This window comes from Bradyrhizobium cosmicum (genome assembly GCF_032290525.1).
Taxonomy (GTDB): domain Bacteria; phylum Pseudomonadota; class Alphaproteobacteria; order Rhizobiales; family Xanthobacteraceae; genus Bradyrhizobium; species Bradyrhizobium cosmicum_A.
In genome coordinates, this window is the sequence record NZ_JASXTA010000008.1 from 39,880 (window position 1) to 64,308 (window position 24,429).

Here is a 24,429-nt window from a genome sequence, read left to right on the forward strand (position 1 = left end):
GATCACCTCATCGCCAGGAAGACCACGCCCCAAAGCACGGCGCAGACCGCCAATGCGGCCGACAGGCGTGCCGCCAGGGTCATGCGCAGGATCGACCAGGGCGCGTCCTGGGCCGGATGCGGCGAGGCCGCATCGTGGACATGGGCGTGGGTATGGTCGTGCCCGTGCGAATGGTCGTGGGAATGGCCATGGGAATGGGCATGGTCGTGATGATGGGCGTGGGACGCGGCGGGAACCATGCCAAGGACGTTATATTATAACATTACGTCTGTCCACGCCGGGCTCAGGGCTTGCCGATCACCATCGCGATGGCGGCGGCCACGAACGGGAACGGCACCGACACCAGGCAGCGGAACCAGACGAAACGGGCGGGCATGAACGGGATTTCCCACAAGATCACCCGCTGAAAGGCGAACAGGGCCCAGGCGACGACATAGGCGACCACCTGCGGCACGCCTCCGCCGGACTTCAGCGCCACCGTGCCGATGGAAAAGCCGATCACCGGACCGCCGGGCGTGGCTGCGCCGGCGACCACGGCGGTGGCAACCCCCAGCCAGCCGCTGTCCGGGCCGAGCCAGCCGGTGATCACCTCCTGCGGGATGATGGCGGCGATGTAGCCGGAGCCGATCACGCCCAGCGCAATCCGCGGCACGATGTTGACGAAGTCCATCGAACCTTCGCGCAGCGAGGCCTTGAACACGGGAGGGCCGCGGCGAAAGGCGATCAACCCGACGCCGAAGACCGAGCCCCACAGCAGGATGTCGATGAGAAGCGCCGCGCTCAACTCTCGTCGTCCTTCGCGGCAGGCTGCGGATAAATCCGGACATAGACGAACCGGCCGAGCGCGCCGGCGAGCACCGGCAGCGGCAGCGAGATGAGGATCCGCCACAGCGTGAAGTCGGTGCCCATGATCGGGATTTCCCAGGCGACCGCGCGGCCGTAACCGATCAGGGTCCAGCTCACGACCATGGCGATGGTGGCACCGAAATCGGCGCCGACCGCAAGCAGCGCGCTCGCCACCGGATAAGCGGTGAAGGGACCGCCGGGCAGGATCGCGCCGAAAGCCGTGCCGATCAGAAGCCCCTTTAGGCCGGATTTCGGCCCGAGCGAGCGCGAGACTTTTTCGTGCGGCAGGATCTCGGAGATGAAGGCCCCGAGCAGGCAGCCGGCCAGCACGCGCGGCAGGATGCCGCCGAACAGCGAGAGATCGTGGGTCAGGATGTCGAGAACGCCGTCGGTGCCGTCACGCCGCCAGACCAGACCTGCGCTCACCGCCACCAGGACCGCGATGATGATCGTGGACCAGCCGATCGGCTTGCGCACACGCCCCGGCCGCGGCTCGGATTCCGCGTCCTCGGCAGGCGCCGGGTGTTTCGGGGAAGGTTCTGACAACGGGCGCGTTCGGCTCGAGGGTGATGCCCGTTCTGATTAAGGGTGCCGCTCAGGTGATGCAAACGGAACGATCACAGGCCCATGCGCGCATGGTGCAGGGCTGGTTCACTGATTTCCGCCCAGCAAAAAGGCGACCGCGAACGCGACCGCCTTCTCTATTCTGTCATTCCGGGGCGGCGAAGCCGAACCCGGAATCTCGAGATTCCGGGTCTGGTGCTAACGCACCATCCCGGAATGACGGCGTAAAATCTCAGGCCTTGTCGAACAGGGACTCGACGTATTCCCAGTTCACGAGGTTCTCGACGAACGCCTTGAGATAGTCGGGACGGCGGTTGCGATAGTCGATGTAGTAGGAGTGCTCCCAGACGTCGCAGCCGAGGATCGGGGTGGCGCCGTGCACCAGCGGATTCTCGCCGTTCGGGGTCTTGGAGATCTCGAGCTTGCCGTTCTTGACCTGGAGCCAGCACCAGCCGGAGCCGAACTGGCCGACGCCGGCCGCCTGGAAGTCGGTCTTGAACTTCTCGAAGCCGCCGAGGTCTTCGTTGATCTTCTTCTCGAGCTTGCCCGGCAGCTTGGTGCCGCCGCCATTGGGTTTCATCCAGCTCCAGAAGTGGATGTGGTTGTAGTGCTGGCCGGCATTGTTGAACACCGCGGGGTTCTTGCCGAACGAGCCCTTGACGATCTCTTCAAGGGACTTGCCTTCCCATTCGGTGCCCTTGAGCGCATTGTTGCCGTTGGTGACGTAGGCCTGATGATGCTTGTCGTGGTGGAATTCCAGCGTCTCCTTTGACATGAACTGGCCGAGGGCGTCATAGGCGTAAGGGAGGGGGGGCAGAGTGAAGGTCATGGGTTGTTGTCCGCAACTGATGGGGAACGAGGCTTAACGGTCACCTCTTATAGAAGGTTCCGCAGCCGTTAAATACCGCCAATTTGCGAAAACGGATGATGCGGCGGTATGGCCCGATTGCATAAAATCGTCGCAAGTGTGCAGGGCGTTTCAATCACCGCGAAATATCATTGCCGTTGAGGCGCTTATGGCAGAACGCGCACCACGACGCGGAGATGCGGAAGAGAGAGAACAATGAGCATCGAGATCGATATCCTGAACGGCGACGCCTCGTGGCCGATTGCGAAGCCGCTGCATCAGGCGGTCTGGGGGCCGCAACAGGTTGCGGACAAGCCCTGGGCTCACGTCAAATGGGCCAACGCCGACCTGCGCGTGCTGATCGAGACGCCCGAGGACGGCCTCGTCTGCCATGTCGGCATCTACTTCCGCACCGTCATCTGGAACGGACAGAAGGCGCATATCGGCGGTATCGGCGGGGTCTGCACGCGCGAGGACCAGCGCGGCCGAGGCTATGCCACCATGGCGATCGACGCGGCGGTTCACACCATGCGCGCCAACGAAGCCGTCCGCTTCGCGCTGCTGTTCTGCGAGCCGCATAATTTCGCCTTCTACCAGACCCGGAGCTGGCTGCCATTCAACGGTGAGGTCTATTGCGAGCAGCCGGAGGGGCGGATCCGCTTCGACTCTATGGCACCCTACGTCTTCAACATCGTCCGCGCGCCGACGCTGGGCACCATCGACCTATGCGGCCTGCCGTGGTGAGCCCTGCGTGAGCAGAGGGCGCGCAGAGGTGCCACGCCCTATAATATGTCATTCATCATTCAATATTCCGCTCGGTGAGACATGACGATCGACGCCCCCGTAGACGCCGTCCCGCCGCACGCACCGGCCTCCTCCATTGCCAGCCTGCTGACCGCGCCGATCCTGCCGACGCTGCTGCGGCTCGCGATTCCCAACATGATCGCGATGGTCGGCAGCACGCTGGTTGCGATTGCCGAGACCTCCTATATCGGCCGGCTCGGCACCGTCCCGCTCGCTGCGATCGCACTGGTGTTTCCGTTCGCGATGCTGACCCAGATGATGAGCGCGGGCGCGATGGGCGGCGGCGTGTCGTCCGCGATCAGCCGCGCGCTCGGCGGCGGGAATCGTGACCGCGCCGCGACGCTGGCCCTGCACGCGGCCATCATCGGCCTCTGCGGCGGACTTTTCTTCACGGTGGTGATGCTCGTCTTCGGCCACTCGTTCTTCATGCTGCTCGGCGGCCGCGAGCGCGTGCTGGAGGAGGCATCCGCCTATTCGCAGATGCTGTTCTCCGGCGCGGTCGCGATCTGGCTCGTCAACACGCTGGCGTCGGTGATCCGCGGCACCGGCGACATGCGCCTGCCCTCGATGGTTCTGATCGGTTCGAGCGTGCTCCAGATCGTGCTCGGCGGCACGCTGGGGCTCGGCCTGTTCGGCGTGACGCAATTCGGCATGCCGGGTGTCGCCGCCGGCCAGCTGATCGCGTTCACCTGCGCCGCGATCTTCTTTCTCTGGTATCTCTGGTCCGGCCGCAGCCGGCTGCCGCTGGATTTTCGCGCATTTCATTTCGAGCGCGCGATGTTCCTGGACATCCTCAAGGTCGGCGCGGTCGCCTGCCTGTCGCCGCTCCAGACCGTGCTCACCATCTTGATCTTCACCAAGATCCTCGCGACCTTCGGCACCGAGGTGCTGGCCGGCTACGGCATCGGCTCGCGCCTGGAATTTCTGCTGATCCCGATCACCTTCGCCTTCGGCATCGCCTCGGTGCCGATGGTCGGCCTGGCGATGGGCGCCGGACACTTGAAGCGCGCGCGGCGCGTGGCCTGGACCGCGGCTGCGGCCTCCGGGATTACCGTCGGCCTGATCGGCCTCGTCGTCGCGCTCGATCCAGCCTTGTGGGTATCGCTCTTCACGAAAGATCCGGGCGTTACCGCCGCCGCATACAGCTATTTCCACTGGGCAGGTCCGGTCTTCGCGTTCTTCGGCATCGGCGTGTCGCTGTACTTCTCCTCGCAAGGCGCGGCGCGCGTCGGCGGGCCGGTGCTGGCCTCAACGGCGCGGCTTCTGATCGTCGCGATCGGCGGCGTCGGCCTGATGATGGCGCAGGCGCCGGCCTGGACGCTGTTCGCGCTGGTCGGCGGCGCCATGGCCGTGTTCGGGCTGTCGACCGCGGCCTCCGTCGCCTTTGCGCGCTGGGGCAAATGAGCGCAGGCAAATAAGCGCGGGAATGTGATTCCATCGGGCGTTGCACCCGCCCGATTTGCTGCTATGGAGACGCCTCCATTCCGGGGCTCTCTCCATGACATCCAGACTAGCCGCTCTCATCGTCATTTTGGCTGCGCTGTTCGGCGCGACTTCCGCCCGCGCGCAGAGCGCCGACGGGACCTGGCTCACCCAGGCTGGCGATGCCCGCGTCAGGATCAGCAAATGCGGCGACGGCATCTGCGGCCACATCGTCTGGCTGCGCGAGCCTCACGATACCGCGACCGGGCAACCCGCCACCGACAGCAAGAATCCCAATCCCGCGCTCGCCAGGCGTCCCATGATCGGCCTGCCGCTGTTCAGCGGCATGCAGCCGTCAGGGCCCAACAAATGGTCGGGCCAGATCTACAATGCCGACGACGGCGGCACCTATGCGAGCAGCGTCACGGTGACTGGTGCTGACTCTCTCCGGGTCGAGGGCTGCGTCGGCGCGCTCTGCGGCGGCGAGACCTGGGCCCGCGCCGGACGCTAGTCCCTCACGCCATCATCGCCTTCAGCGCCGTCGCCGCCGAGGCATAGCCGCCTCGTGCGCCGTCGATGAAATGGACGTGGTCGCTGCGCAGCGCCGAGGGCGTGAAGCAGGTCATCATTGCGGCATCCTGCGGGTAGAGCCCGTATCGCACGATGCCATCGCGGGCCGCAGCCGCGAGACGATCGCTCAGCGCCCGTTCGAGCTGCGGGGTGCAGTCGAGAATCATGCGCAGGCCGTCGTCATATTTGCGAAAGTCGGAGTTCTCGACCACCTGGCGCTTGTAGACGTTGGGCACGAAGCCGCCGACCTTGAGGTCGAAACGCATGATCAGATAGACGAACAGCGTGTAGGCGAGCACGCTGGCGCGACGCGCAAGCAACGGACCGCCACGCCTGGTGCGGGCTTCGAATTCCAGCCCCTGCGGCGGCCATTTCAGGGGCGGTCCCTGCGGCGGCACCGGACGGCCCCCATCGGGGCTACGCTCGACGAGGTGAATGACGTCCTCGATGACTTTTCGGAAAGCCTGCGGATCGGCGCCGCGCGCCGGCATTGCCAGCACCGACAGGATCAGGCCGCGCGCGGCCGGCATCACTTCGAAGCGGCAGGACAGGCCGGAGAGATCCGGCTGCGTGCCGGCGGGCGCCTCGGCCACCGCAAACTCGCCGCGCTTCATGGCGGCGTCGGCCCAGGCGAGCCCGCCGCCGGAAAACATCGCGTAGGACAAATTGGCCGACGGACCGAAGCGCGCGACGCGCACGTCGAGACCTTGTGCGCGGATCGCGCCCACCGGCACCAGCGCGACGCGCATCGTCAGGTCGAGATCTTCCCGCACCCAGGTTGCAGTCGCAGCCAGCGCGTCGCGGGCGGACTCGAAATCGGAAGGCGCAACCGCAAAGCTCGCGCCGTCGCCGCCGAACACAAAGGGGAATTCGCGCCCCTCGAGCGCATTGGTCACCGCCGCGATCACGGCGGCACCGGCCATGTTGACCGCCTTGTAGCGCTGCGCCGCGATCGCCTTGGTGGAATCGACGATATCGGCAACGCCGACGCTCCAGTCGTCCGGCAATGGCGAATAGAGCGCAGGGTCCATCAGGCTGGTAAAGCCGCGAAAGACAGGAATGCTGCCGTAGAAGGATTCGGCGATCATTGCGGGAGCCGGTCGGGTTTCAGATGAGACGAGATACGCGGCGGGACCAATTTGGGTTCGCCGGCCGGCTTGCCCAATAAGGCAGCGCATCATTGGCTGAAATGGGCCCGACAACAAGATGCTGGTTCACACCGGCAGCAGACAATCAACTGTGACAGCTGGTGGCGGCGGCCCAGACTCGCGATCGCTTGGAATAGGCTATGTCTGCTAGTGCAGCTTCTCGTCCTGACGCTTGCGCAAGGCATCGAGCGATGCGTCATGGCAGCCGATCAGGCGTACGAATTGCTGCGGATACATTTCATGGCCGTGACCGCCGGAATTCTGATGCGTCATCGGCGGACAATGCACATCGTCAAGCTTCGCGCGAGGCTGCTCGGTCCGGCCCTGATTTGAAGCGGTCGCGCTTGACGTGGTCATGGACTGCTCCCTTTCAATTGGGGCAGATCGATTGACGTAACCCAATCGATTGCGGGGCATCTTACGACCAAATCCGGCTTGATGTCATTGCGCCGGATCAACTCAATTGTGGCGGTGGAGTTCCGTTCTAAGCCGTGTTGCCCGCGTCGATCGTGAACACGGTGCCGGTCACGTTGCGGCCGCCCTCGCCGAGCAGATATTCCACCATCCGCGCGACATCGTCCGTCTCGGGCAGGCGGCGTAGCGCGCTGCGGCCGGCGATGCGCTTGCGTGCCTCGTCGGAGAGATTGTGCGTGAGCTCGGTGTCGATGAAGCCCGGCGCGATCGCGTTCACGGTGATGCCGAGCTTGCCGACCTCGCGCGCGAGCGACCGGGTGAAGCCGGTGGCCGCGGCCTTGGTCGCGCCGTAGACGGAGAGGCCGTTGTAGCCGGTGGTCGCTATGATCGAGGAGATGTTGACGATACGGCCGGCGCCATCCGCCATCATCTGGCGAGCCACATATTTGGTGAGGATGATCGGCGACAGCACGTTGAGCTGCACCAGCGCCTCGATCTCCGAATTGTGCATGGTCGCGAGCAGGCCTTCGGTACCGAGGCCGGCGTTGTTGACGAGGCCGTAGGTCGGGCCGAATTCGTCGCGGACGAGTTTCGCGAATGCGGGAATCGCGTCGATCACGGCGAGGTCGCAGGCGCGGAAATGCAAGCGCCCTTCTGACTCGACAATGGCAGTCTTGAGCTCGTGGCTCTCGCGCCGCGCCGCTGCGATTACGTTGTAGCCGGCGTCGGCGAGCCGCTTGCCGATCGCCAGCCCAATACCGCGACTGCCGCCGGTGACGAGAACATTATGCATCGGTGCGCGCCAGTTTTCCGGCCGGGGTGACGTCGAGCGCCTCGACGAAGCGGATCACCGCCGGCACCTTGTGAGACGCGAGCTGCGCACGGCACTGATCCTGGATCTGCTCGCGGATCTCCTTCGCACGCGCCGGATCGGTGCCGTCGGCGAGGATCACGTCGGCGACGACAATGCCGCCGGTGATCGGGCTCTTGCGCGATTTGGCCCGCGACATCCGCACATCGCGGTGGCGATTGATCACCGCCTCGATCTCTTCAGGGTGAACTTTCAGGCCGCCGATATTGATGATGCCGCCGCGGCGGCCGACGAAATAATAGCGATCGCCGCGCAATTCGACGATATCGCCGGTGTCAACGAAGCCATCGTCGTCGGTCAGCGCGGCCGCATTGCGGCCGATATAAGCATGCGCGGTGCGGCTCGAGCGAATGCGCAGCGAGCCGTCGACGACCTTCATCTCGACGCCATTGCGATTGCCGAGATAATTCGCCGGAAAACCTTCGAGCCCGTCATTGACGGCGAAGCCGACGCCCGCCTCGGTCGAGGCATATGCGTGGCCGACGGAGGAATTGGGGAATGCGGCCTTCAACCCGTCGAGCACCGCCTGGTCAGCGATCTCGCCGGAGAGGCGGACGTAAGCCGGCGCGAATTGCGCGGCCGCGCCGCTCATCAAAAGCTTGCGCCAGTGCGAGGGTGTACCGGAGATGTGCGATACGCCACGCGCGTTCAGCCGCGCGACGTGGTCGCCGAGTGCTTCATGCGGATCAGACAGCACCATGGAGCCGCCGGAGAGGACCGCGCGGAGGAAGATCTGCAAGCCGCCATAGCGGCGAATGTCGTAGAACGTCGCCCACACCGGCGCAGGTCCGCGCGCGGGGCCTTCCGCGACGATGGCGCCGGTGAGTGCCTCCAGCGTATGGCCGACGATTTTCGGTACGCCCGACGTGCCCGAGGTGAGCATCAGCCATTCGGTCGCGCGCTCGGTCCTGGCGGGCGCTGTCGCTTGAAGTGGCAGTTGCGCGGTGATGACGAGCGATACGCCCGTCTTGCCCCAGGAATCGGACTCGTCGGTGACGACCGCATCGATGCCGGAGTCGGCGATCAGAGCTTCGAGATAGGCAGGGTTGAGATCGGGCGGACACAGCAGCATGCGACGGGCGATGCCGTCGAGCTCGATCATGGCAAGGCCCGACCGGAGCTGGTCGGACAGCTTCACCAGGACGGCGCGACCGGACAATTCGCGCAGGCGGCCGCCGAGGACCGTCTGCGAGAGGATGTCCGTCAGCGACACGACATGGTGCGCGTCCGACAGCGTGCGGCCGGTCAGCTCCGCGCCGAGATGGTCGCGGAGCGCAAAGATCTCACGCGGGGACATTTTCGTAGGCCCGCACGAAATCGCCCACGGTGGCAGGGAATGCTGCGTCCTCGGAAATGGTGAAGGGATCGACCCCGGTCTCGTCCTCGAGACGCGCGACAAGAATCGCGAAGGCGAGCGAGTCGAAGCCCGTCTCGTGCAGAGACAGATCGTCAGAGAGTGCGGGAAGCGCAACGTGCTGCTCCTTGGCGATCTGCTGGATCGCTTCAATGACCTTAGACCGTATCGACATGGCTGGCTCGCTCTTGTTATCGATCTCAGTGGTGCGGCGGCTCTTGATGACCGCCTCCCATGGCCCGTTGTTTACCGGACAGAAGTAAATGGCCTCTTGGACAATTCAGATAAAATTGGACCCATCTCCGGATTTTTGGTGCGGTTATAGCCTGATCGTACCATCGAGGATCTGCGCATAAGCCTCGGAAGTGAGCGCAACATAGCCGCCGGACGCCGGATCGAGCATGAACAGCGGGTCGGCGACCGCGCCCGGATCAAATCCCTCGCGCGCGAGCTCTCCCTTCTTCTGCTTGAAAGTCTCGGTCGCATCGAGCTCGCGCGAGATGCGGATGAAGACCGGGCGGGCATAGGCCGGCAGGCGCCGAGCGAGATGTGCGGGCAGCGCTTCCATGTCAAAGCCATCGTTCACGACGATCGCGCTCATGCCGGCGCGGCCGTCGGTGCCGGGGATGCTGACGCCGTAGGTGGTGGCATCGATCACGCCGATGAAATCGCGCACGGCGTCGTTGACCTCCGAGGTCGCGACGTTCTCACCCTTCCAGCGGAAGGTGTCGCCGATGCGATCGACGAAATGGAAGAAGCCCTTGTCGTCGAGCCGCATCAGGTCGCCGGTCCGGAACCAGGCATCGCCCTTGGCAAAGACATCGCGCAGGATCTTCTTCTCGGTCTCGCCGGCGTCCGTATAGCCTTCGAAGCGGCCGCCGCCCTCGTCCGCCGAGCCGATGCGGCCGACGGCTTCGCCGGCCTCACCGCGGGCGCAGGCAAGGCAAAAGCCTTCGTCATTGCGCAGCGGCGCGCCGCCATCGGGATCGAGCCTGACGAGGCTCGCCGGAAAGCGATGCGCGAGCAGCGGCGGGATGCGGCCGATCGCGCCCGGCTGGCCCTCGACGTTGAACAGCGAGAAATTGCCTTCGGTCGCGGCGTAGAATTCGAGGATGCGGGGAATGGCGAAGCGTGCCTGGAAGTCCTCCCAGATGTCGCCGCGCAAACCGTTGCCGCAGACCAGCCGCAGACGGTGCCGGTTCTCGTATTCCGACGGCGGCGCCTTGAGCAGGTAACGGCAGAGCTCGCCGATGTACTGGAACAGCGTGCAGTCATGCCGCACGATGTCCGGCCAGAAATTCGACGCCGAGAATTTTTCGGCGATCAAGACCGAGCCGCCGGCCGCGAGCATGCTGCACGGCGCGACGATGCCGCCCACCGAATGGAACAGCGGCAGGCAATCGTAGAGCCGGTCCTGCGGCGTGGCGCCGGTGAGGCCGGCGAACCAGAACCCCCAATTGAGGATCCGGCGGTGGCTGATGCTGGCCGCTTTCGGCAAGCCGGTGGTGCCGGATGTGTAGATCAACAGGGCACGGTCGTTGATGGTGACGTCGCCATGCTCGCCCGGCGAGAGAGGAGCATCGTCGAGCACTGCGAGCGCGACTTCGATGGCGCGTTCGCGGCGGGCATCGCCATGAGTCCAGACTTTTGCTTCCGTCTTGAGGTGCGGCGACGCGCCGTCCAGCGCCTTCATGAGCTCGTGCGCGACAATGACGTGCGACGGCTTGGCTACATCGAGGCAATGCGCGAGCGACTGTCCCACCAGCTTGGTGTTGATCAGTGCAACCACGCCACCGACGCGGCTGATGCCGAGCCAGGCCGCGACATAGTCGATGCCGTTCGGCATGATCAGCGCGACGGTGTCGCCCTTGGCCACACCGGCGGAGCGCGCCCAGCGGGCGTAACGGTTGATGCGCCTGGAGAGGCTTTGGTAGTCGAGGCTTGCATCATCCGTGACCAGCGCGGCGCGCGCGGGCTGGCGCAGCGCCCAGTCGTCGACCACGTCGGCGAACAGCCGCCCCGGCAGCGTCTCGATCCTTGCGGTGAGCTCGATCGCCTTCAGCCAGATTTTCGATGCCGACGGTGCGCGCGCGGCTTGCGGTTGCTCGATGACGCCGGTGGTCATGCCGTTCATTCTCTCGGGCTGTGCCTGCTGGTTCCGGCAGCTTAGCCCGAGCGCCCTGCCCAGGTGTTAAGAGACAAGGTAAAACCAAGTTAGGGCGCGATTAACCCTAGTCGCCGGCATCGCCAGGCTCGGCGCGATCCCGCTGCGCCCGGAGGGCGATCGTCCGTCGCTAGCCACTTCGCTTGTGACGCAAACGCTGCGGCGGTGCGTTGACCGGATAATACGGATTGAGATCGCAGACCGCGGCGCGGCCCGAAGCGGTGGCACGGCACTGCGGCACCGAGGTGAAGGAGCAGTCGTACCACTCCCCGCCGCCGCCATTCGCGCCGGAATAGACGTGCATGCAGACGGGATAGCGGGGATCGAAGGTCTGCGCATGCGACGGCGCGGCTGCGAGCAATGCACCGACGGTCACGATCAGGCCAAATGAAAAGCGCATAAAAATGTTCCTCGAAGCCGCACCGCGGAGCTAGTGGACCTTCTTGTAGCGCCGGCGCGGCGGCGGCGGCGGCTCGTCGAAGGCGTAATAGGGATTGACGTCGCAGCTTGCGGAGCGGCCCGAAGCCGTGGCGCGGCATTGCGGGATTGAGGTGAAGGAGCAATCGTAATAATCGCCGCCGCCCCCGCCGAAGCCGCCCGGCATGTAGACGTGCATGCACACCGGGTAACGCGGATCATAGGTCTGGGCACTGGCATCTGCCGCGACGAACAGCGTGGCAATTGCGGTGAGGGTCAGGATCGGCAAACGCATCGAAAAATCCTCGAATCGGTCATGTCGGCGGCCCAGAATGCCGGCCGCCTCGTATGGCATAACACCACGGCAGAGGCGACCGTTCCTGGGCGCAGATGACGGCAAGGTGAGTGCGGTGCGCTCGGCGCGCTACCCGCCCAGCCCCTGCAGCACCAGCCGGTTCAACCTGGCCGCAAACGCGGCCGGATCTTCCGGCAACTCGCCGTCCAGGATCTGCGCCTGTTCGAGCAGGAGCAGGCTGAGATCGTCGAGGGCCTTGGAGCCGGCCTGCGCCTTGGTGATCGCACCCACCATCGGGTGGCGCAGATTGATCTCGAGCACCGGCTTGGTGCGCATGCCGCGGTTCTGCTGCGACAGGATGCGCTCGAGCTCGCGGCTCGGGCCCTGGCTGTCGGCGACGAGGCAGGAGGCGGAGCTGGTCAGGCGGGTCGAGGCCTTGACGTCGCTGACGCGCTCGCCGAGCGCGGCCTTGATCACGGCGATGGTGGCTGCTTCATCGGCGACCGGCTCGTCCTTCTTCGCCTCGTCCGCCTCGTCGACGCGCGGGATCAGGTCGAGATTGAGATCGCCCTGGCTCAGCGATTTCAGCGGCTTGCCGTCGAACTCCGTCGGCATCGAGGTCCAGAAGGCATCGACCGGGTCGGACAGCAGCAGCACCTCGATGCCGCGCGCGGTCGCAGCTTCTAGCCGCGGATTGGACTTCAGCCGCTCGATGCTGTCGCCGACGAGGTAATAGATCTCGGTCTGGTTCGGCTTGAAATCGGCGATGACATCTTTCAGCGAGCGCTTCTCACCCGATGTGGTGGTGAAGCGCGACAGCGCCAGCAGCTTCTCGCGTCGCTCGAAATCCTCGTAGATGCCCTCTTTCAGCGCCGCGCCGAAAGCATCCCAGATCTTTGCAAAGTTCTCGGGATCCTTTTCGGCGAGGCTTTCGAGCTCGGACACGACGCGGGTCGCCACGGCCTTGCGGATCTGCGCGAGTTGCGGATTGTTCTGCAGCATCTCGCGCGAGATGTTGAGCGGAAGATCCTCGCTGTCGACCACGCCGCGGATGAAGCGCAGATAACCGGGCAACAGGTCTGCATCGTCGGTGATGAAGACGCGGCGGACGTAGAGTTTCACGCGGCCCTTGCGCGAGGGCTCGAACAGGTCGAACGGCTTGGTCGACGGCGCGAACAGCAGCACGGCGTAGGAGTAGCGGCCCTCGGCACGGTAATGCAGCGTCATCGCGGGATCGTCGAAGGCGGAGGCGATCTGCTGATAGGCCTTCTTGTAATCCTCCGCCGTCAGCTCGGATTTCGAGCGCTGCCACAGCGCGCTCGCCGAATTGATCTGGCGCGGCTCGCCCTCTTCCGGAACGAGCTCGATCGGGAACAAGATGTTGTCGGAATAGGCGCTGACGATGCGCTCGATCTCGTAGGTTTCGAGATATTTCCTGGCGTCGTCCTTCAGGTGCAGGACGATCTCGGTGCCGCGTGCCACGCGGGCCGCTTCCTCGTCGCTCGCGCGTGCGATCTCGAAGCCGGAGCCGCCGGACGACGTCCAGGTCCAGACGTCGCTCTCACCGGCGCGGCGGCTGACCACGACGATCTTCTCGGCGACCATGAAGGCGGAATAGAACCCGACGCCGAACTGACCGATCAGGCCGAGCCCGTCCTTGGCCTCCTTCAGCTTCGACACGAACGCCTTGGTGCCGGAGCGGGCGATGGTGCCGAGATGGTCGATCAGCTCCTGCCGCTCCATGCCGATACCGTTGTCGGCGATCGTCAGGGTCCCGGCCGTCTTGTTCGGGATGATCCGGATCTTGAGCGCGTCGCCCTCGCCGAGCAGGGCGGGATTGGCAATCGCCTCATAGCGCAACTTGTCGCACGCATCCGAGGCGTTGGAGACCAGCTCGCGCAGGAAGATGTCGGTCTCGGAATAGACGGAGTGCACCATGAGGTGCAGGAGCTCGGAAACCTCGGCCTGGAATGGCTGCGTATGCGCGGCCGTATCTGACGTCGTCATGCGTTTACCCGGTCAATCAAAAGGGGAAGAAACCCGGGATATAACGCGACGGGATAGGGGATCAAGTGCACACGGAAGAACCCCTCCGGCGGGAGGACGTTCTGTCCATGGTGAACAGGGCGGATCAGGTCACGCAGCGGCCGGGCTGGAGCAGTTTTGCGACCTCGGTCAGGGAGCTGACCGTCGGCTCACAGGCGAGCGTGGGCTTTTTGCGGCCCTGCTTCTGATCCTGCTTCTGGAGCAGCACCGGCGGCTTGGCGTTCCCGGTCTCGATCACCGCGGGGACGCGCAGCAGAACCGAGGTGTCGGTCAGATCGTTCAGCCGCATCGATACGGTGCGAGTGGGAACCGGGGCCTGCTTGATGTCGGCGGACCGGTCAGCCTTGGCGGAGCGATTGACGTTGTGGCTCAGATTTTGGTGACCTGCATTTTGGTGACCTGCATTTTGGCTTGGCATGTTGGCGACCGCCTGCCAGCGGTCGGCCAGATCCTGGCCGGAGGCCAGTTGCACGGCACCGACCTGGACGGCCCCAATGGTCGCGGCAATCGCGACGACGCCCAAAAATACCTTTTGAATCTGTGACATGGCTGTCGACCCCTCGCCCCATGGCGATCGCTGGAACAACGCGAGGAGCGGACCGGGAGTTCTCGGTAGTTAGGATCACTTAACCGTGTCCGATAGTCACTGCGGGTCGCACAAAAAAATTCGCAACCGCCTGGAACGACTCCGTGCCCCGCGAGTCGTCTCAACAGCCGGCTATTCCCCCCTGCCCCATAAGCCGGTGACGTAGGGCGCGACTGTGGTGATGCCAGTCGCGCCTTACTTTTGTCTGCGGTTCACTTTTGCGCCGAATGATTGGCCTGCCCCGCCAGCCAGTCCCGCCCCTCGCCGTAGAGCTTCTCGACCTCAGGCCCGGTCAGGCCCGGCATGTCGCGCTTGACCTTGTAGCCGATCAGCTCCTGCATGTAGGCGAGGTGGCGGTAGCCTTCCGGGAGCGCGGCAAGCGCTTTTTGGTCGAGTTGAAGCGTCGCGGCGGGATCGACCGGATCGATCCGGTCCTTCTCGTAGATCGGCTGGCGGCGGACGATGCCCCATTTGTCCTGCCGTTTCTCCAGAAAATCGTAGAAGCGCCCGGTGCAGACGACGTCGCAGAGCACGTCGTGTACCGGGGCACGCTGCGAGATCGTCATCTTGGTCTGGGCGATCGCCCGCTCACCGGAAAGGTCGATGCTGGTGCCGCCGAGGAAATGCAGAATCCGCACGCCCCCGGCAAAGCCCTCCTGGCTGACGCGCATGAAATCCCGTGCCGGTCCCTGAAACCAGGTCGCGGACATCCAGCCCTCGTCATGCCAGACCGTCGCAAAGCGCTCCCAGTCCCCGGCGTCGCGCCACACCGCCCAGTTCTCGACGAGATCGCGGATGGCGAGGCGGTCGAGGAGTCGCTGGTCCATGTGATATCTCCTGGCGGATTGAGGCCGCGATGACGAACGTCATCGGCCCGAGATATCAACGAGGCAATCCAACCATCGTCAAGCGCGCTTCGCTGCCCATCGAATTGCCCACAACAGTAAACGCGATGCGCGCACTTAGACTTGCAATCAACCTGACGGCGATTAGTATCCGCATCGATGCAGATGAAACTTCCCTTGCTCGCCGCGCTTCTCGGATTGCTGGCGGCCCTCCCCGCGTATCCGCAGACTACGGATCCAGACACCCAAGAGAGTTCTATCGACGCCTGGAAGAGGCAAGTTTCCAATCGGTTGGTCAGCAAGAGGATCTATCCGCGCAAGTCGCCTGCCGAAGGCGGTTCGGCGAAAGTCCTGCTTGTTCTCGATCGGACCGGGAATTTAATTTCGAGCGCGCTGGTCGAAAGCACGGGCTCCACCGAACTGGACGCCGCGGCCTTGGCTATGGTGGAAGCGGCTGCGCCTTTTCCCGAGCCGCCCGTCGAGATTCAGGAGGACAGTCTTCACCTCACGGCGCCTATCGTCTTCAGGGCGAAAACCACGCTACCGCGGTCAGGCAGCCTGTCGCAGACAGAGTCGGCCGCAGAGCAAGCCAAGGTCGATGCCAAGATGCGCAGCATCTGCCGGGGCTGCTGAAAAGAATAGGGCAAACAAAAACGGCGCGCCTTGCAGCGCGCCGTTCTGTTTTTCGATGCAGGTATTCCTTACGCCGCCGGCGCCTTCGGCGTGCGGTTGCGCGAGTTGCGCTGGAAGAACAGCGCCTGGCTCGCCACCGCCGACACCATCGCGGGCTGGAACGGTTTTGAGATCAGGAACGCCGGCTCGGGGCGCTCGCCGGTGAGGAAGCGCTCCGGATAGGCGGTGATGAACACCACCGGCACCTCGAAGGTGCGGAGCAGCTCGTTGACGGCATCCAGGCCCGACGAACCGTCGGCGAGCTGGATGTCGGCAAGGATCAGGCCCGGCCGCTTGTTCTTGGCCAGCGCCACCGCATCGGCATGGGTGCGCGCGACACCGACGACGTTGTGGCCGAGATTCTTCACCAGGCTCTCGAGGTCCATGGCAATGAAGGTCTCGTCTTCGATGATCAGCACGTCGGTGGCGATCTCGGCCGCCATCTCGCGTCCCGCGGCGTCGGCAAGCCGGCGCGTCTCGGCAACGTCGGTGCCGAGGATGTAGCCGACTTCCTCTTCCGAGAAGCCTTCGAGCGAAAGCAGCAGGAACGCCTGCCGCGGCAGCGGCGTGATGTTCGACAGCCGCCGCTCCGGCGGCATCGGCAACGTCGTCACCTCCGAATCGTCGTTGACGGACACGGAATTCCAGATCTGCGTGAACAGCCGGAACAAGCCCGCCCGCGGCCCGTGGCTCTCATCGAGCACAGAGGGATCTCCGAGCATGGCTTCCAACATGGCTGCGACATAGGCGTCGCCGGAGGCCTGGCTGCCCGTCAGGGCGCGCGCATACCGGCGCAGCAACGGCAGGTGTTCAGCAACGAGCTGTGAACGGGACATCCCCACTCCATTCATCTTCGGGCCGACCTTGAAGAACGGGCAACACGAGGGGAGGCCCGGGTTCCCCTGCTTGGCTAAAGACGTTTCAGATCGAGAAAAGTTCCACATGGGCCGGAACTTTTTGTCGAAGCTGGAATTGAACTTGTCCAGGGAACGGCTCCCAGTTGAGAGAATTTCTCGATTTTACAGTCACTTAACTCGGGGAAACGTGGAACAGGTCAATGAAAGATCTCAAGTCTCAAGCCAGCAAAAGCACGACCCCCGGCAAGGGAGGGCTCACTCCGGAGATCCAATCCCGGATTGGGCACCAGCTGCGCGCCATGTACGACGACGTGGTGCGGCAGGGGGTTCCGGACCGGTTCGCGGAACTGATCAAGAAGCTTGATGCGCCGGGAGGCGCACCCCAAGTGGAAACTGACGGGGGCTCAAACGACAACAACAATGGGAGGGATTAATGCCTCTCACGGACTCCCTTCGAGACGACATCCTCGCGGCCGTGCCCAGTCTGCGCGCGTTCGCGATCTCGCTCAGCGGCAATGCCGATCGCGCAGACGATTTGGTGCAGGAAACGCTTTTGCGTGCGCTCGCCAACATCGACTCGTTCCAGCCCGGCTCCAACCTGCCGGCGTGGCTGTTCACGATCCTGCGCAACCTGTTCCGCTCCGACTATCGCAAGCGGCGGCGGGAGGTGGAGGATGCCGAGGGCAACTACGCCAAGACGCTGAAGACGCAGCCCTCGCAGAACGCACATCTCGAGTTCGAGGAGTTCCGCGGCGCGCTGGAGAAGCTTCCGCAGGATCAGCGCGAGGCCTTGATCCTGGTCGGCGCCTCCGGCTTCTCCTATGAGGACGCGGCCTCGATCTGCGGCTGCGCGGTCGGCACGATCAAGAGCCGCGTCAACCGCGCGCGCTCGAAGCTCGCCGCGCTGCTCTATGTCGACGGCGCCGAAGATTTTGGCCCTGACGAGACCGTGCGCGCCGTGATCGGCGGCAGCGGCGGATAACGAGCGGCGTCGAATCGAGACCAGATCTCAAGGCGGCCGTTTCCGCGGCCGCCTTTGCGCGCGCGTGTATCTCAGCGTGCGAACAAGCCGGTCGCTCGATCACTCGTCCACGAATGTCACGGTGTCGGCCACGCTGGCGCGCGAAGTCCGGTAGCTGTTGATCTTGTGCGCGTTGTCGGCATAGCCGAACGAGATGCCGCACACGATGCGGCGGTCGTCGGGCAGATCGAAGTGACGGCGGATCAGGCCGGAGTGGCGCGCGAGCGCCGCCTGCGGGATGGTGCCGAGCCCGAGCGCCTGGGCAGCCAGCATGAAATTGCTGACATAGGCGCCGCAATCAATCGCGCCGTAGATGCCGAGCGGCTCGTTGGTGTGGATGACGGCGACGTGCGGCGCGCCGAAGAAATTGTAGTTCTCCAGCGCCTGCTTGGCGTAGGCGCTTCTGTCGCCGCGTGCGATGCCGAGCGTGTTGTAGAGCTGAAAACCGCTCTCGCGACGGCGGTCGAGATAGACGCCGACATATTCGCGCGGCGGAGTGAAGTCGTAGTCATCGCCAAGACCACCCGAGGCTTCCTTGTAGATCGCCTGGCGAAAGCGTTCCTTGGCCGCGCCGCTGGCGATGACGACCTGCCAGGGCTGGCTGTTGCACCATGACGCCGTTCGCTGCGCGGTGGTGAGCACATGCTCGATGGTGGCGCGGTCGACTTCTTTGGGCAGGAAGGCGCGGACGGAGTAGCGCTCGTTGAGGAGCTCTTCGAGCACCCCGATGCGGTTATTCCGGTTGACTGCAGCGTCCATTGCTTAGCTCGCTTTCGTGCCCCGGACGCGACGCAGCACGAAGTGATGCGGCGCTAAGCCGGGGCCCATTGTGACTTGTCCATTGTGGCTCCTGGGTCCCGGCTCGCGCTCCGCGCGTCCGGGACACGAGATATCACCGCCCCTTGGTCGGGATCTTGTTATACGGCACGTCCTTGTCGACGCGGATGTCGCCCGGCAGACCCAACACCCGCTCGGCGATGATGTTGCGCAGGATCTCGTCGGTGCCGCCGGCGATCCGCATCGAGGGCGAGGACAGCAGCATTTGTTGGAATTGGCCCTGCGCCGTCTCCTCGTCCGTGCCGGTGAGAACGCCGGCTCCACCCTGGAGGTCCATGGCATAGGTCGCGATGTCCTGCAGCATCAGGCCCGAGACCAGCTTGCCGATGGAATTTTCCGGGCCAGGCTGCTCGCCTTTCGACAGCGCCGAGATCGCGCGGTAGCTGGTGTATTTCAGCCCGCTCGATTTCACCGCCCAGCTCGCGAGCTTCGAACGCACGGCGGGATCGTCGATCGCAAGCCCGTCTTCCAGCATCAGGTTGGAGCAGAACTCGAACATTTCAGGGACGCCGGTCGCCAGCCGCGAGCCGATCGACATGCGCTCGTTCATCAGCGTGGTCAGCGAGACGCTCCAGCCCTCGCCGACGGCACCGAGCCGCTGGCTGTCCGGAATCACCACGTCGGTGAAATAGACCTCGTTGAACTCCTGCATGCCGTTGGCCTGCTTGATCGGGCGGACCTCGACGCCCGGGCTCTTCATATCCAGGAAGAACATGGTGAGGCCCTTGTGCTTGGGCACGTTCGGGTCGGTGCGCGCGATCAGAAGGCCGTAGTCGGAATAATGCGCGCCCGAGGTCCAGATCTTCTGGCCGTTGACGACCCAATTGTCGCCCTTCTTCTCTGCGCGTGTACGCAAGCCGGCGACGTCGGAGCCGGCGGACGGCTCGGAGAACAGCTGGCACCAGATCTCTTCGCCCGAGGCAAGTTTCGGCAGATGGCGGCGTTTTGCATCTTCGCTGCCCCAGGCCATCACGGTCGGGCCGCACATGCCCTCGCCGATCTGGAACGGCTGCGTCAGCTTGCCGTAAACGCCTTCTTCCTGCTGCCAAATCACGCGCTCGATCGGCGTGGCGCCGCGGCCGCCATATTCCTTCGGCCAATGCAGGCAGGCCCAATTGCCTTCGAACTTCTTTCTCTGCCAGGCCTTGCCGACATCGACGATGTCGTGACTGGCAAGCCGAATGCGGCCGAGCGAGGATTTTGACAGCTCGGCATGCAATTCCTTCGGCGCATTGGCTTCGACCCATTTGCGCGCGGTCTCGCGGAATGCGGCTTCCTGCGGGGTGTCGTCGAAATTCATGGCGGACCTCTAACCTCTTCCCTTGGTCGGGATCTTGTTGAACGGCACGTCCTTGTCGACACGGATATCGCCGGGCAGGCCCAGCACCCGCTCGGCGATAATGTTGCGCATGATCTCGTCGGTGCCGCCTTCGACGCGGGTGCCGGGCGCGCGCAAGAGCATCGCCTGGAAACGGCCGGCGACCTCGGCGTCTTCCGGACCGCTGAGCACGCCGCCCGCGCCCTGCAAGTCCAGTGCGTAGGTCGCGACGTCCTGGATCATCGCGCCCGCCACCAGCTTGCCGATGGAATTTTCCGGCCCCGGCCGCTCGCCCTTCGACAACGCCGAGATCGCCCGCATGCTGGTGTATCTGAGGCCGCTCGCTTTCACCGCCCAATTCGCGAGCTTTGAACGCACCGCACGATCCTCGATTGCCGGGCCGCCGTCGAGCATCAGGCTGGAGCAATAGTCGAACAGTTCCGGAAAGCCGGTCGAAACGCCCGCGCCGATCGCGCTGCGCTCGTTCATCAGCGTCGTCAGCGAAACGTTCCAGCCGTCACCGACCTCGCCGAGGCGCTGGTGGTCGGGAATGCGGACGTTGGTGAAATAGACCTCGTTGAAGTCGGAGGCGCCGTTCGCCTGCTTGATCGGCCGCACCTCGACACCCGGGCTCTTCATGTCCAGGAAGAACATGGTGAGGCCCTTGTGCTTGGGGACATCAGGATCGGTGCGGGTCAGCAGGATGCCATAGTCGGAATAATGCGCGCCCGAGGTCCAGATCTTCTGGCCGTTGATGACCCAGTCGTCGCCGTCCTTCTCGGCACGTGTGCGCAGGCCCGCGACGTCGGATCCACCGGCCGGCTCGGAGAACAACTGGCACCAGACCTTTTCGCCGGAGGCGAGCGGCGGCAGATAGGTGTGCTTATGCTCCTCGCGCGCGAACGCCATCATGGTCGGCCCGCACATGCCGTGGCCGATGATGAACATGCGGGACAACTGGCCGAACGGGCCTTCTTCCTGTTGCCAGATCACGCGCTCGATCGGCGATGAGCCGCGGCCACCATACTCCTTCGGCCAGTGCAGGCAGGCCCAGCCCGCATGGGCTTTCTTCTTCTGCCAGGCTTTTGCCACTTCGAGGATGTTGGCGTTCTTGAGCTGGGTGCGGCCGAGCGAGGATTTGCGCAGCTCCTCTTCGTACTGCCTGGGCGCATTCGCAGCGATCCAGGCGCGGGCTACGCTGCGGAATTCGGCTTCCTGCGGGGTGTCGTCGAAGTTCATGGTGTTCTTCTCTTCTTCCGTCATTCCGGGGCGATGCGAAGCATCGAACCCGGAACCCAGAGGTTAACCGACTGATCTCGAGATTCCGGGTTCGCCGCGCTGCGGCGCCCCGGAATGACATCAGGCCGCGTTCTTCTTGCGCATGCGGTCGATCAACTGGTCTTCCCAATAAGTGAGGCTGCCGAGCCCGAGCGCCATGGCGTTGGCGCGGCGGTAGTACATGTGGCAGTCGAACTCCCAGGTGAAACCCATGCCGCCGTGAACCTGGATATTGTTCTTGGCACAGTGCTGGAACGCCTGCGTCGCGCTGATCCGCGCGGCGGCCGCCGCTTCCGGCAATTCGGCCGCGTTGGTCGAGAGCGCCCAGGCACCGTAGTAACTGTTGGAGCGCGCCAGCGTCGCCGAGACATACATATCGGCCAGCATGTGCTTGACGGCCTGGAACGAGCCGATCTGGCGGCCGAAGGCGATGCGGTCGAGCGCGTAGTCGCGGCCCATCTCCAGCGCACGATCGGCGCCGCCGACCTGCTCGAAGGCGCACAGCACCGCAGCACGGTCGAGCACCTGGGTCAAAATGCTCCAGCCTTCGCCGGCGGCGCCGAGCGGCTCGGCCTTGCAGTCCGTAAAGGTGATCTCGGCCTGTCCGCGGGTCGGATCGAGATTCGTGAGGTTTTTGACCTCGATGCCGCCCGCCCTAAGGTCGACCAGGAACAGCGAGATGTCGTTGTCGCGGCCGCTCGTTCCCGTGCGCGCGGCGACCACCGCGAAGTCGGCGATAGCGCCATCGGCGACCGGCTTCTTGACGCCCTTGAGCACCCCATTCGCGGCGGTCAGCTTGATGGTCTTCGGCGATGGATTGCCCTTGCCCTCGAACAGCGCGAGCGTGCCGATCGCCTCGCCCGAGGCGATCGCCGGCAGCCATTTCTTCTTTTGCGCGTCGCTGCCGGCGATCAGCAGCGCTTCGGCGGCCAGATAAACGGTCGAGGAGAACGGCACCGGTGCATTGGCGCGGCCCATTTCCTCGGCGATCACGCAAAGCTCGAGATGGCCGGCGCCCGCGCCGCCGAACTCCTCGGGGATCGCGACGCCGAGAAAACCCATCTCGGCGAGGCCCTTCCACAGTTCCTTGTCATAGGGCGCCTTGCCATCGAGCACGACGCGCACCGCCTTGGGCGAGCATTTCTCGGTGAGGAATTTGCGCGCGTGGTCGCGGAGCTGCTTCTGGTCGTCGGAGAAATCGAAGTTCATGGCGCTGACCTTTGTTTATTCGTCTGTATCCATTGAGACCGTCATTCCGGGGCGCGCGGAGCGCGAGCCCGGAATCTATAACCACAAGCCGGGGTTATGGATTCCGGGCCTGCGCCTTCGGCGCATCCCGGAATGACGAGGGGAGAGAGTTGCGCACTCATTTCAGCACGATCACATCCTGATCCGGCTTGTCCGCATAGAGCCGCTCCACCAGCGCGGCGCGGCGCTCCAGGCCGGCACGCTGGTTGATGTAACCCTTGTCGGTGAGCTCGTTGCCGTCGATCGAGGGCGGCTCGGCCATCAGCATGGCGCGGGCAATGATGCGGCTGCTGGCGCCCTCGCATTCCCGGTTGTGCGCTTCGAGCCCGCGCCTGAAGCAGGCGATCACCTCGGGATGCTTCACCGCATCCTCGAAGCCCAGGTCGGGATTGCCGACGAGCTGGCGGCAGGCATGCAAATTGGGCCAGGCCAGCAGGCCGATGAAGGCGCGATCCTGCCCCGCGACCAGCGCGTCATGCACGACGGGCGTTGTGGCCGCGATCGCGTCGGTGCGGAGCGAGCCGACGTGCACGAAGGTGCCGGTGGTGAGCTTGAAATCTTCCACGACGCGGCCGGCGAAGATGATGCCCTTCACCGGATCGGCATCGTCGACGAAGATGCCGGCATCGCCGATGCAATAGAAACCTTCTTCGTCGAACATCTTCTTCGTCAGGTCCGGCTGGCCGAAATAGCCGGGCGTGACGTTGACGCCGCGCAGGCGCAGCTCGTATTTTGAGCCGCACGGCACCATCTTCAATTCGACGCCGGGGAACGGCAGGCCGATCAGCCCGACGCGCTCGGTGTCCCAATAGGTACCGGTCGAAGTCGGCGCGGTCTCGGTCGAGCCCCAGCCGGTGTAGAACACGATGCGCTCGCCGGTGGTCTTCACCGCGAGGGCTTGCATGCGCTCATAGAGATCATCAGGCAGCCGGGCGCCGCCATACGCCATGATCGACAAATTCTTGAAGAACGAACGGCAGAGCGCGTCGTCCTTCTCCATGGCGGCCGCGAGCGCGGCATAGCCGGCGGGCACGTTGGCGTAATAGGTCGGCGAGATCTCGCGCAGATTCCGCAGCGTCTCCTCGAACTGGCCCGGCATCGGCCGCCCGTCGTCGATATAGAGCGTGCCGCCGTCGACCAGGATCGGGTGGAACGCCGCATTGCCGCCCATGGTGTGGTTCCAGGGCATCCAGTCCAGCATGGTCGAGATCGGGCCGCTGGGATCGCGCGGCCGTACCTGCATCATCATCGCCGCATTGGCGCACATCATCGCTTGCGTATTGATGACGGCCTTGGGCATGCCGGTCGAGCCGGAGGTGAACAGCAGCTTGCCGACGGTGTCGGGCGTGATTTTTGCGATCGATGCTTCGACATCCGCGGTCACGGGCGTTGCCGCCAGATCGGCAAAACTGACGCTCTTGACGCCGTCGCAGGGTCGCACGACGTGAACGACCGTGACGCCGGTAAGGTCGAGTGCCTTCAGCGCCTTTTCGAACGTCGGACCATCTTGCACCATCACCACGGCCGGCTTGATCAGGTTGAACAGGTACTTCAGCTTGACGTGATCGTGGCTCATCAGGGAGTAGGCCGGCGACACCGGCGCCGCGGGGGCGCGCGCCTGCATCGCGGCCTGCGTCATCAGCGCATGCTCGATCGAATTGCCGGAGAGGATCGTGACCGGGCGCCCGTCGAGATTGAGATCGAGCAACGCCTGCGTCAGCGCATCCACGGTGCGTTTGGCTTCGCCGTAGGACACCCTGCGCCATTCGCGGTTCGGACCTCCGCGCTGCGCGAGCCAGATGCGTTCGGGTGCGTCCTTCGCCCATTTCGCCAGCGAGGCCGGGATGTGCTTTTCGTAAGCCTGCAGCGGAATGCGCGACTTCAGCACTACCGTGCCGTCACCGCGGCGCGCGACGTCGATGTCGCGCGCGAGCCACTCGACCTTGCGAAAGGCGGGCTTCGTCATCACCGTCGCCGCGCTTCCACTCATTTTGCGTCTCCCGGA

28 protein-coding genes are annotated in these 24,429 nt (G+C 64.5%); 7 read left to right on the forward strand and 21 right to left on the reverse strand.

The genetic code is table 11. The annotated features are described in order from the left end of the window. Positions 1–2: 2 nt before the first annotated feature. The 4 genes from QSV46_RS16255 to QSV46_RS16270 form a co-directional block, all read right to left on the reverse strand. The gene (locus QSV46_RS16255; protein WP_314952923.1) at positions 3–239 is read right to left on the reverse strand and encodes a hypothetical protein; all 237 of its coding nucleotides are present in this window, start codon (positions 237–239) and stop codon (positions 3–5) included. A 44-nt stretch (positions 240–283) separates the two neighbouring features. Further along, positions 284–784 (reverse strand): hypothetical protein, encoded by a 501-nt coding sequence (locus QSV46_RS16260; RefSeq protein WP_314952925.1) that lies wholly within the window; start codon positions 782–784, stop codon positions 284–286. Next, complete coding sequence (locus QSV46_RS16265) at positions 781–1,392, reverse strand: permease (RefSeq protein ID WP_314952927.1); 612 nt, start codon at positions 1,390–1,392, stop codon at positions 781–783. The genes QSV46_RS16260 and QSV46_RS16265 overlap by 4 nt, the downstream gene beginning before the upstream one ends. A gap of 250 nt (positions 1,393–1,642) precedes the next feature. Further along, positions 1,643–2,239: a superoxide dismutase gene (locus tag QSV46_RS16270; RefSeq protein WP_014491764.1), complete on the reverse strand. Its 597-nt coding sequence runs from the start codon at positions 2,237–2,239 to the stop codon at positions 1,643–1,645. 234 nt (positions 2,240–2,473) lie between these two features. Between QSV46_RS16270 and QSV46_RS16275 the strand changes: the two genes are divergently transcribed. The 3 genes from QSV46_RS16275 (at position 2,474) to QSV46_RS16285 (ending at position 4,994) form a co-directional block, all read left to right on the forward strand. Beyond that, positions 2,474–3,001, forward strand: a complete 528-nt coding sequence (locus QSV46_RS16275; protein WP_314952929.1) for a GNAT family N-acetyltransferase — start codon at positions 2,474–2,476, stop codon at positions 2,999–3,001. Between the two features lie 81 nt (positions 3,002–3,082). Next, on the forward strand, positions 3,083–4,465 hold the full coding sequence (locus tag QSV46_RS16280) for an MATE family efflux transporter (protein ID WP_314952930.1): 1,383 nt from the start codon (positions 3,083–3,085) through the stop codon (positions 4,463–4,465). A 94-nt stretch (positions 4,466–4,559) separates the two neighbouring features. After that, positions 4,560–4,994, forward strand: coding sequence for a DUF2147 domain-containing protein (locus tag QSV46_RS16285; protein ID WP_314952931.1), 435 nt, complete (start codon positions 4,560–4,562; stop codon positions 4,992–4,994). A 4-nt stretch (positions 4,995–4,998) separates the two neighbouring features. On the opposite strand, the gene QSV46_RS16290 is transcribed toward QSV46_RS16285, so the two are convergent. From QSV46_RS16290 to QSV46_RS16340, 11 genes are all read right to left on the reverse strand, one after another. Beyond that, a complete protein-coding gene (locus QSV46_RS16290; RefSeq protein ID WP_314952932.1) occupies positions 4,999–6,141 on the reverse strand; it encodes a DUF3095 domain-containing protein in 1,143 nt (380 codons plus the stop codon). Between the two features lie 207 nt (positions 6,142–6,348). After that, complete coding sequence (locus QSV46_RS16295) at positions 6,349–6,558, reverse strand: hypothetical protein (RefSeq protein ID WP_314952933.1); 210 nt, start codon at positions 6,556–6,558, stop codon at positions 6,349–6,351. A 127-nt stretch (positions 6,559–6,685) separates the two neighbouring features. Continuing rightward, complete coding sequence (locus QSV46_RS16300) at positions 6,686–7,408, reverse strand: SDR family NAD(P)-dependent oxidoreductase (RefSeq protein ID WP_314952934.1); 723 nt, start codon at positions 7,406–7,408, stop codon at positions 6,686–6,688. Next, positions 7,401–8,783 carry a fatty acid--CoA ligase family protein gene (locus QSV46_RS16305; RefSeq protein ID WP_314952935.1) on the reverse strand — a complete coding sequence of 461 codons (1,383 nt, stop codon included), beginning with the start codon at positions 8,781–8,783 and terminating at the stop codon, positions 7,401–7,403. The genes QSV46_RS16300 and QSV46_RS16305 overlap by 8 nt, the downstream gene beginning before the upstream one ends. Continuing rightward, positions 8,770–9,015, reverse strand: coding sequence for an acyl carrier protein (locus tag QSV46_RS16310; protein WP_314952936.1), 246 nt, complete (start codon positions 9,013–9,015; stop codon positions 8,770–8,772). Before QSV46_RS16310 ends, QSV46_RS16305 begins: the two co-directional genes overlap by 14 nt. A gap of 144 nt (positions 9,016–9,159) precedes the next feature. Further along, positions 9,160–10,974, reverse strand: a complete 1,815-nt coding sequence (locus tag QSV46_RS16315) for a long-chain-acyl-CoA synthetase (protein ID WP_314952937.1) — start codon at positions 10,972–10,974, stop codon at positions 9,160–9,162. A gap of 160 nt (positions 10,975–11,134) precedes the next feature. After that, positions 11,135–11,404, reverse strand: a complete 270-nt coding sequence (locus QSV46_RS16320) for a DUF3551 domain-containing protein (RefSeq protein ID WP_314952938.1) — start codon at positions 11,402–11,404, stop codon at positions 11,135–11,137. A gap of 30 nt (positions 11,405–11,434) precedes the next feature. Continuing rightward, a complete protein-coding gene (locus tag QSV46_RS16325; RefSeq protein ID WP_314952939.1) occupies positions 11,435–11,716 on the reverse strand; it encodes a DUF3551 domain-containing protein in 282 nt (93 codons plus the stop codon). 129 nt (positions 11,717–11,845) lie between these two features. After that, the gene (gene htpG / locus QSV46_RS16330; protein ID WP_314952940.1) at positions 11,846–13,723 is read right to left on the reverse strand and encodes a molecular chaperone HtpG; all 1,878 of its coding nucleotides are present in this window, start codon (positions 13,721–13,723) and stop codon (positions 11,846–11,848) included. A gap of 124 nt (positions 13,724–13,847) precedes the next feature. After that, positions 13,848–14,309 (reverse strand): hypothetical protein, encoded by a 462-nt coding sequence (locus QSV46_RS16335; RefSeq protein ID WP_314952941.1) that lies wholly within the window; start codon positions 14,307–14,309, stop codon positions 13,848–13,850. 251 nt (positions 14,310–14,560) lie between these two features. Next, on the reverse strand, positions 14,561–15,175 hold the full coding sequence (locus QSV46_RS16340; RefSeq protein ID WP_314952942.1) for a nuclear transport factor 2 family protein: 615 nt from the start codon (positions 15,173–15,175) through the stop codon (positions 14,561–14,563). A 183-nt stretch (positions 15,176–15,358) separates the two neighbouring features. Between QSV46_RS16340 and QSV46_RS16345 the strand changes: the two genes are divergently transcribed. Next, on the forward strand, positions 15,359–15,826 hold the full coding sequence (locus QSV46_RS16345) for an energy transducer TonB (protein WP_314952943.1): 468 nt from the start codon (positions 15,359–15,361) through the stop codon (positions 15,824–15,826). Positions 15,827–15,894: 68 nt separating this feature from the next. On the opposite strand, the gene QSV46_RS16350 is transcribed toward QSV46_RS16345, so the two are convergent. Next, positions 15,895–16,701 (reverse strand): response regulator, encoded by an 807-nt coding sequence (locus QSV46_RS16350; protein WP_026201627.1) that lies wholly within the window; start codon positions 16,699–16,701, stop codon positions 15,895–15,897. Positions 16,702–16,922: 221 nt separating this feature from the next. On the opposite strand from QSV46_RS16350, the gene QSV46_RS16355 reads away from it, so the two are divergent. Then, a complete protein-coding gene (locus QSV46_RS16355; protein WP_080135209.1) occupies positions 16,923–17,156 on the forward strand; it encodes a NepR family anti-sigma factor in 234 nt (77 codons plus the stop codon). Further along, the gene (locus tag QSV46_RS16360; protein WP_014491704.1) at positions 17,156–17,704 is read left to right on the forward strand and encodes a sigma-70 family RNA polymerase sigma factor; all 549 of its coding nucleotides are present in this window, start codon (positions 17,156–17,158) and stop codon (positions 17,702–17,704) included. The genes QSV46_RS16355 and QSV46_RS16360 overlap by 1 nt, the downstream gene beginning before the upstream one ends. A 99-nt stretch (positions 17,705–17,803) precedes the next feature. On the opposite strand, the gene QSV46_RS16365 is transcribed toward QSV46_RS16360, so the two are convergent. From QSV46_RS16365 to QSV46_RS16380, 4 genes are all read right to left on the reverse strand, one after another. After that, a complete protein-coding gene (locus QSV46_RS16365) occupies positions 17,804–18,502 on the reverse strand; it encodes a nitroreductase (RefSeq protein ID WP_314952944.1) in 699 nt (232 codons plus the stop codon). Positions 18,503–18,635: 133 nt separating this feature from the next. After that, complete coding sequence (locus QSV46_RS16370; protein ID WP_314952945.1) at positions 18,636–19,880, reverse strand: acyl-CoA dehydrogenase; 1,245 nt, start codon at positions 19,878–19,880, stop codon at positions 18,636–18,638. Positions 19,881–19,889: 9 nt separating this feature from the next. After that, positions 19,890–21,137, reverse strand: a complete 1,248-nt coding sequence (locus QSV46_RS16375; RefSeq protein WP_314953356.1) for an acyl-CoA dehydrogenase — start codon at positions 21,135–21,137, stop codon at positions 19,890–19,892. A gap of 120 nt (positions 21,138–21,257) precedes the next feature. Further along, the gene (locus QSV46_RS16380; RefSeq protein ID WP_314952946.1) at positions 21,258–22,385 is read right to left on the reverse strand and encodes an acyl-CoA dehydrogenase family protein; all 1,128 of its coding nucleotides are present in this window, start codon (positions 22,383–22,385) and stop codon (positions 21,258–21,260) included. On the opposite strand from QSV46_RS16380, the gene QSV46_RS16385 reads away from it, so the two are divergent. Further along, positions 22,384–22,521, forward strand: a complete 138-nt coding sequence (locus tag QSV46_RS16385) for a hypothetical protein (protein ID WP_314952947.1) — start codon at positions 22,384–22,386, stop codon at positions 22,519–22,521. The two genes, QSV46_RS16380 and QSV46_RS16385, sit on opposite strands and share 2 nt — an antisense overlap. A 21-nt stretch (positions 22,522–22,542) precedes the next feature. On the opposite strand, the gene QSV46_RS16390 is transcribed toward QSV46_RS16385, so the two are convergent. Next, positions 22,543–24,414, reverse strand: coding sequence for an AMP-binding protein (locus tag QSV46_RS16390; protein WP_314952948.1), 1,872 nt, complete (start codon positions 24,412–24,414; stop codon positions 22,543–22,545). Positions 24,415–24,429: the final 15 nt, after the last annotated feature.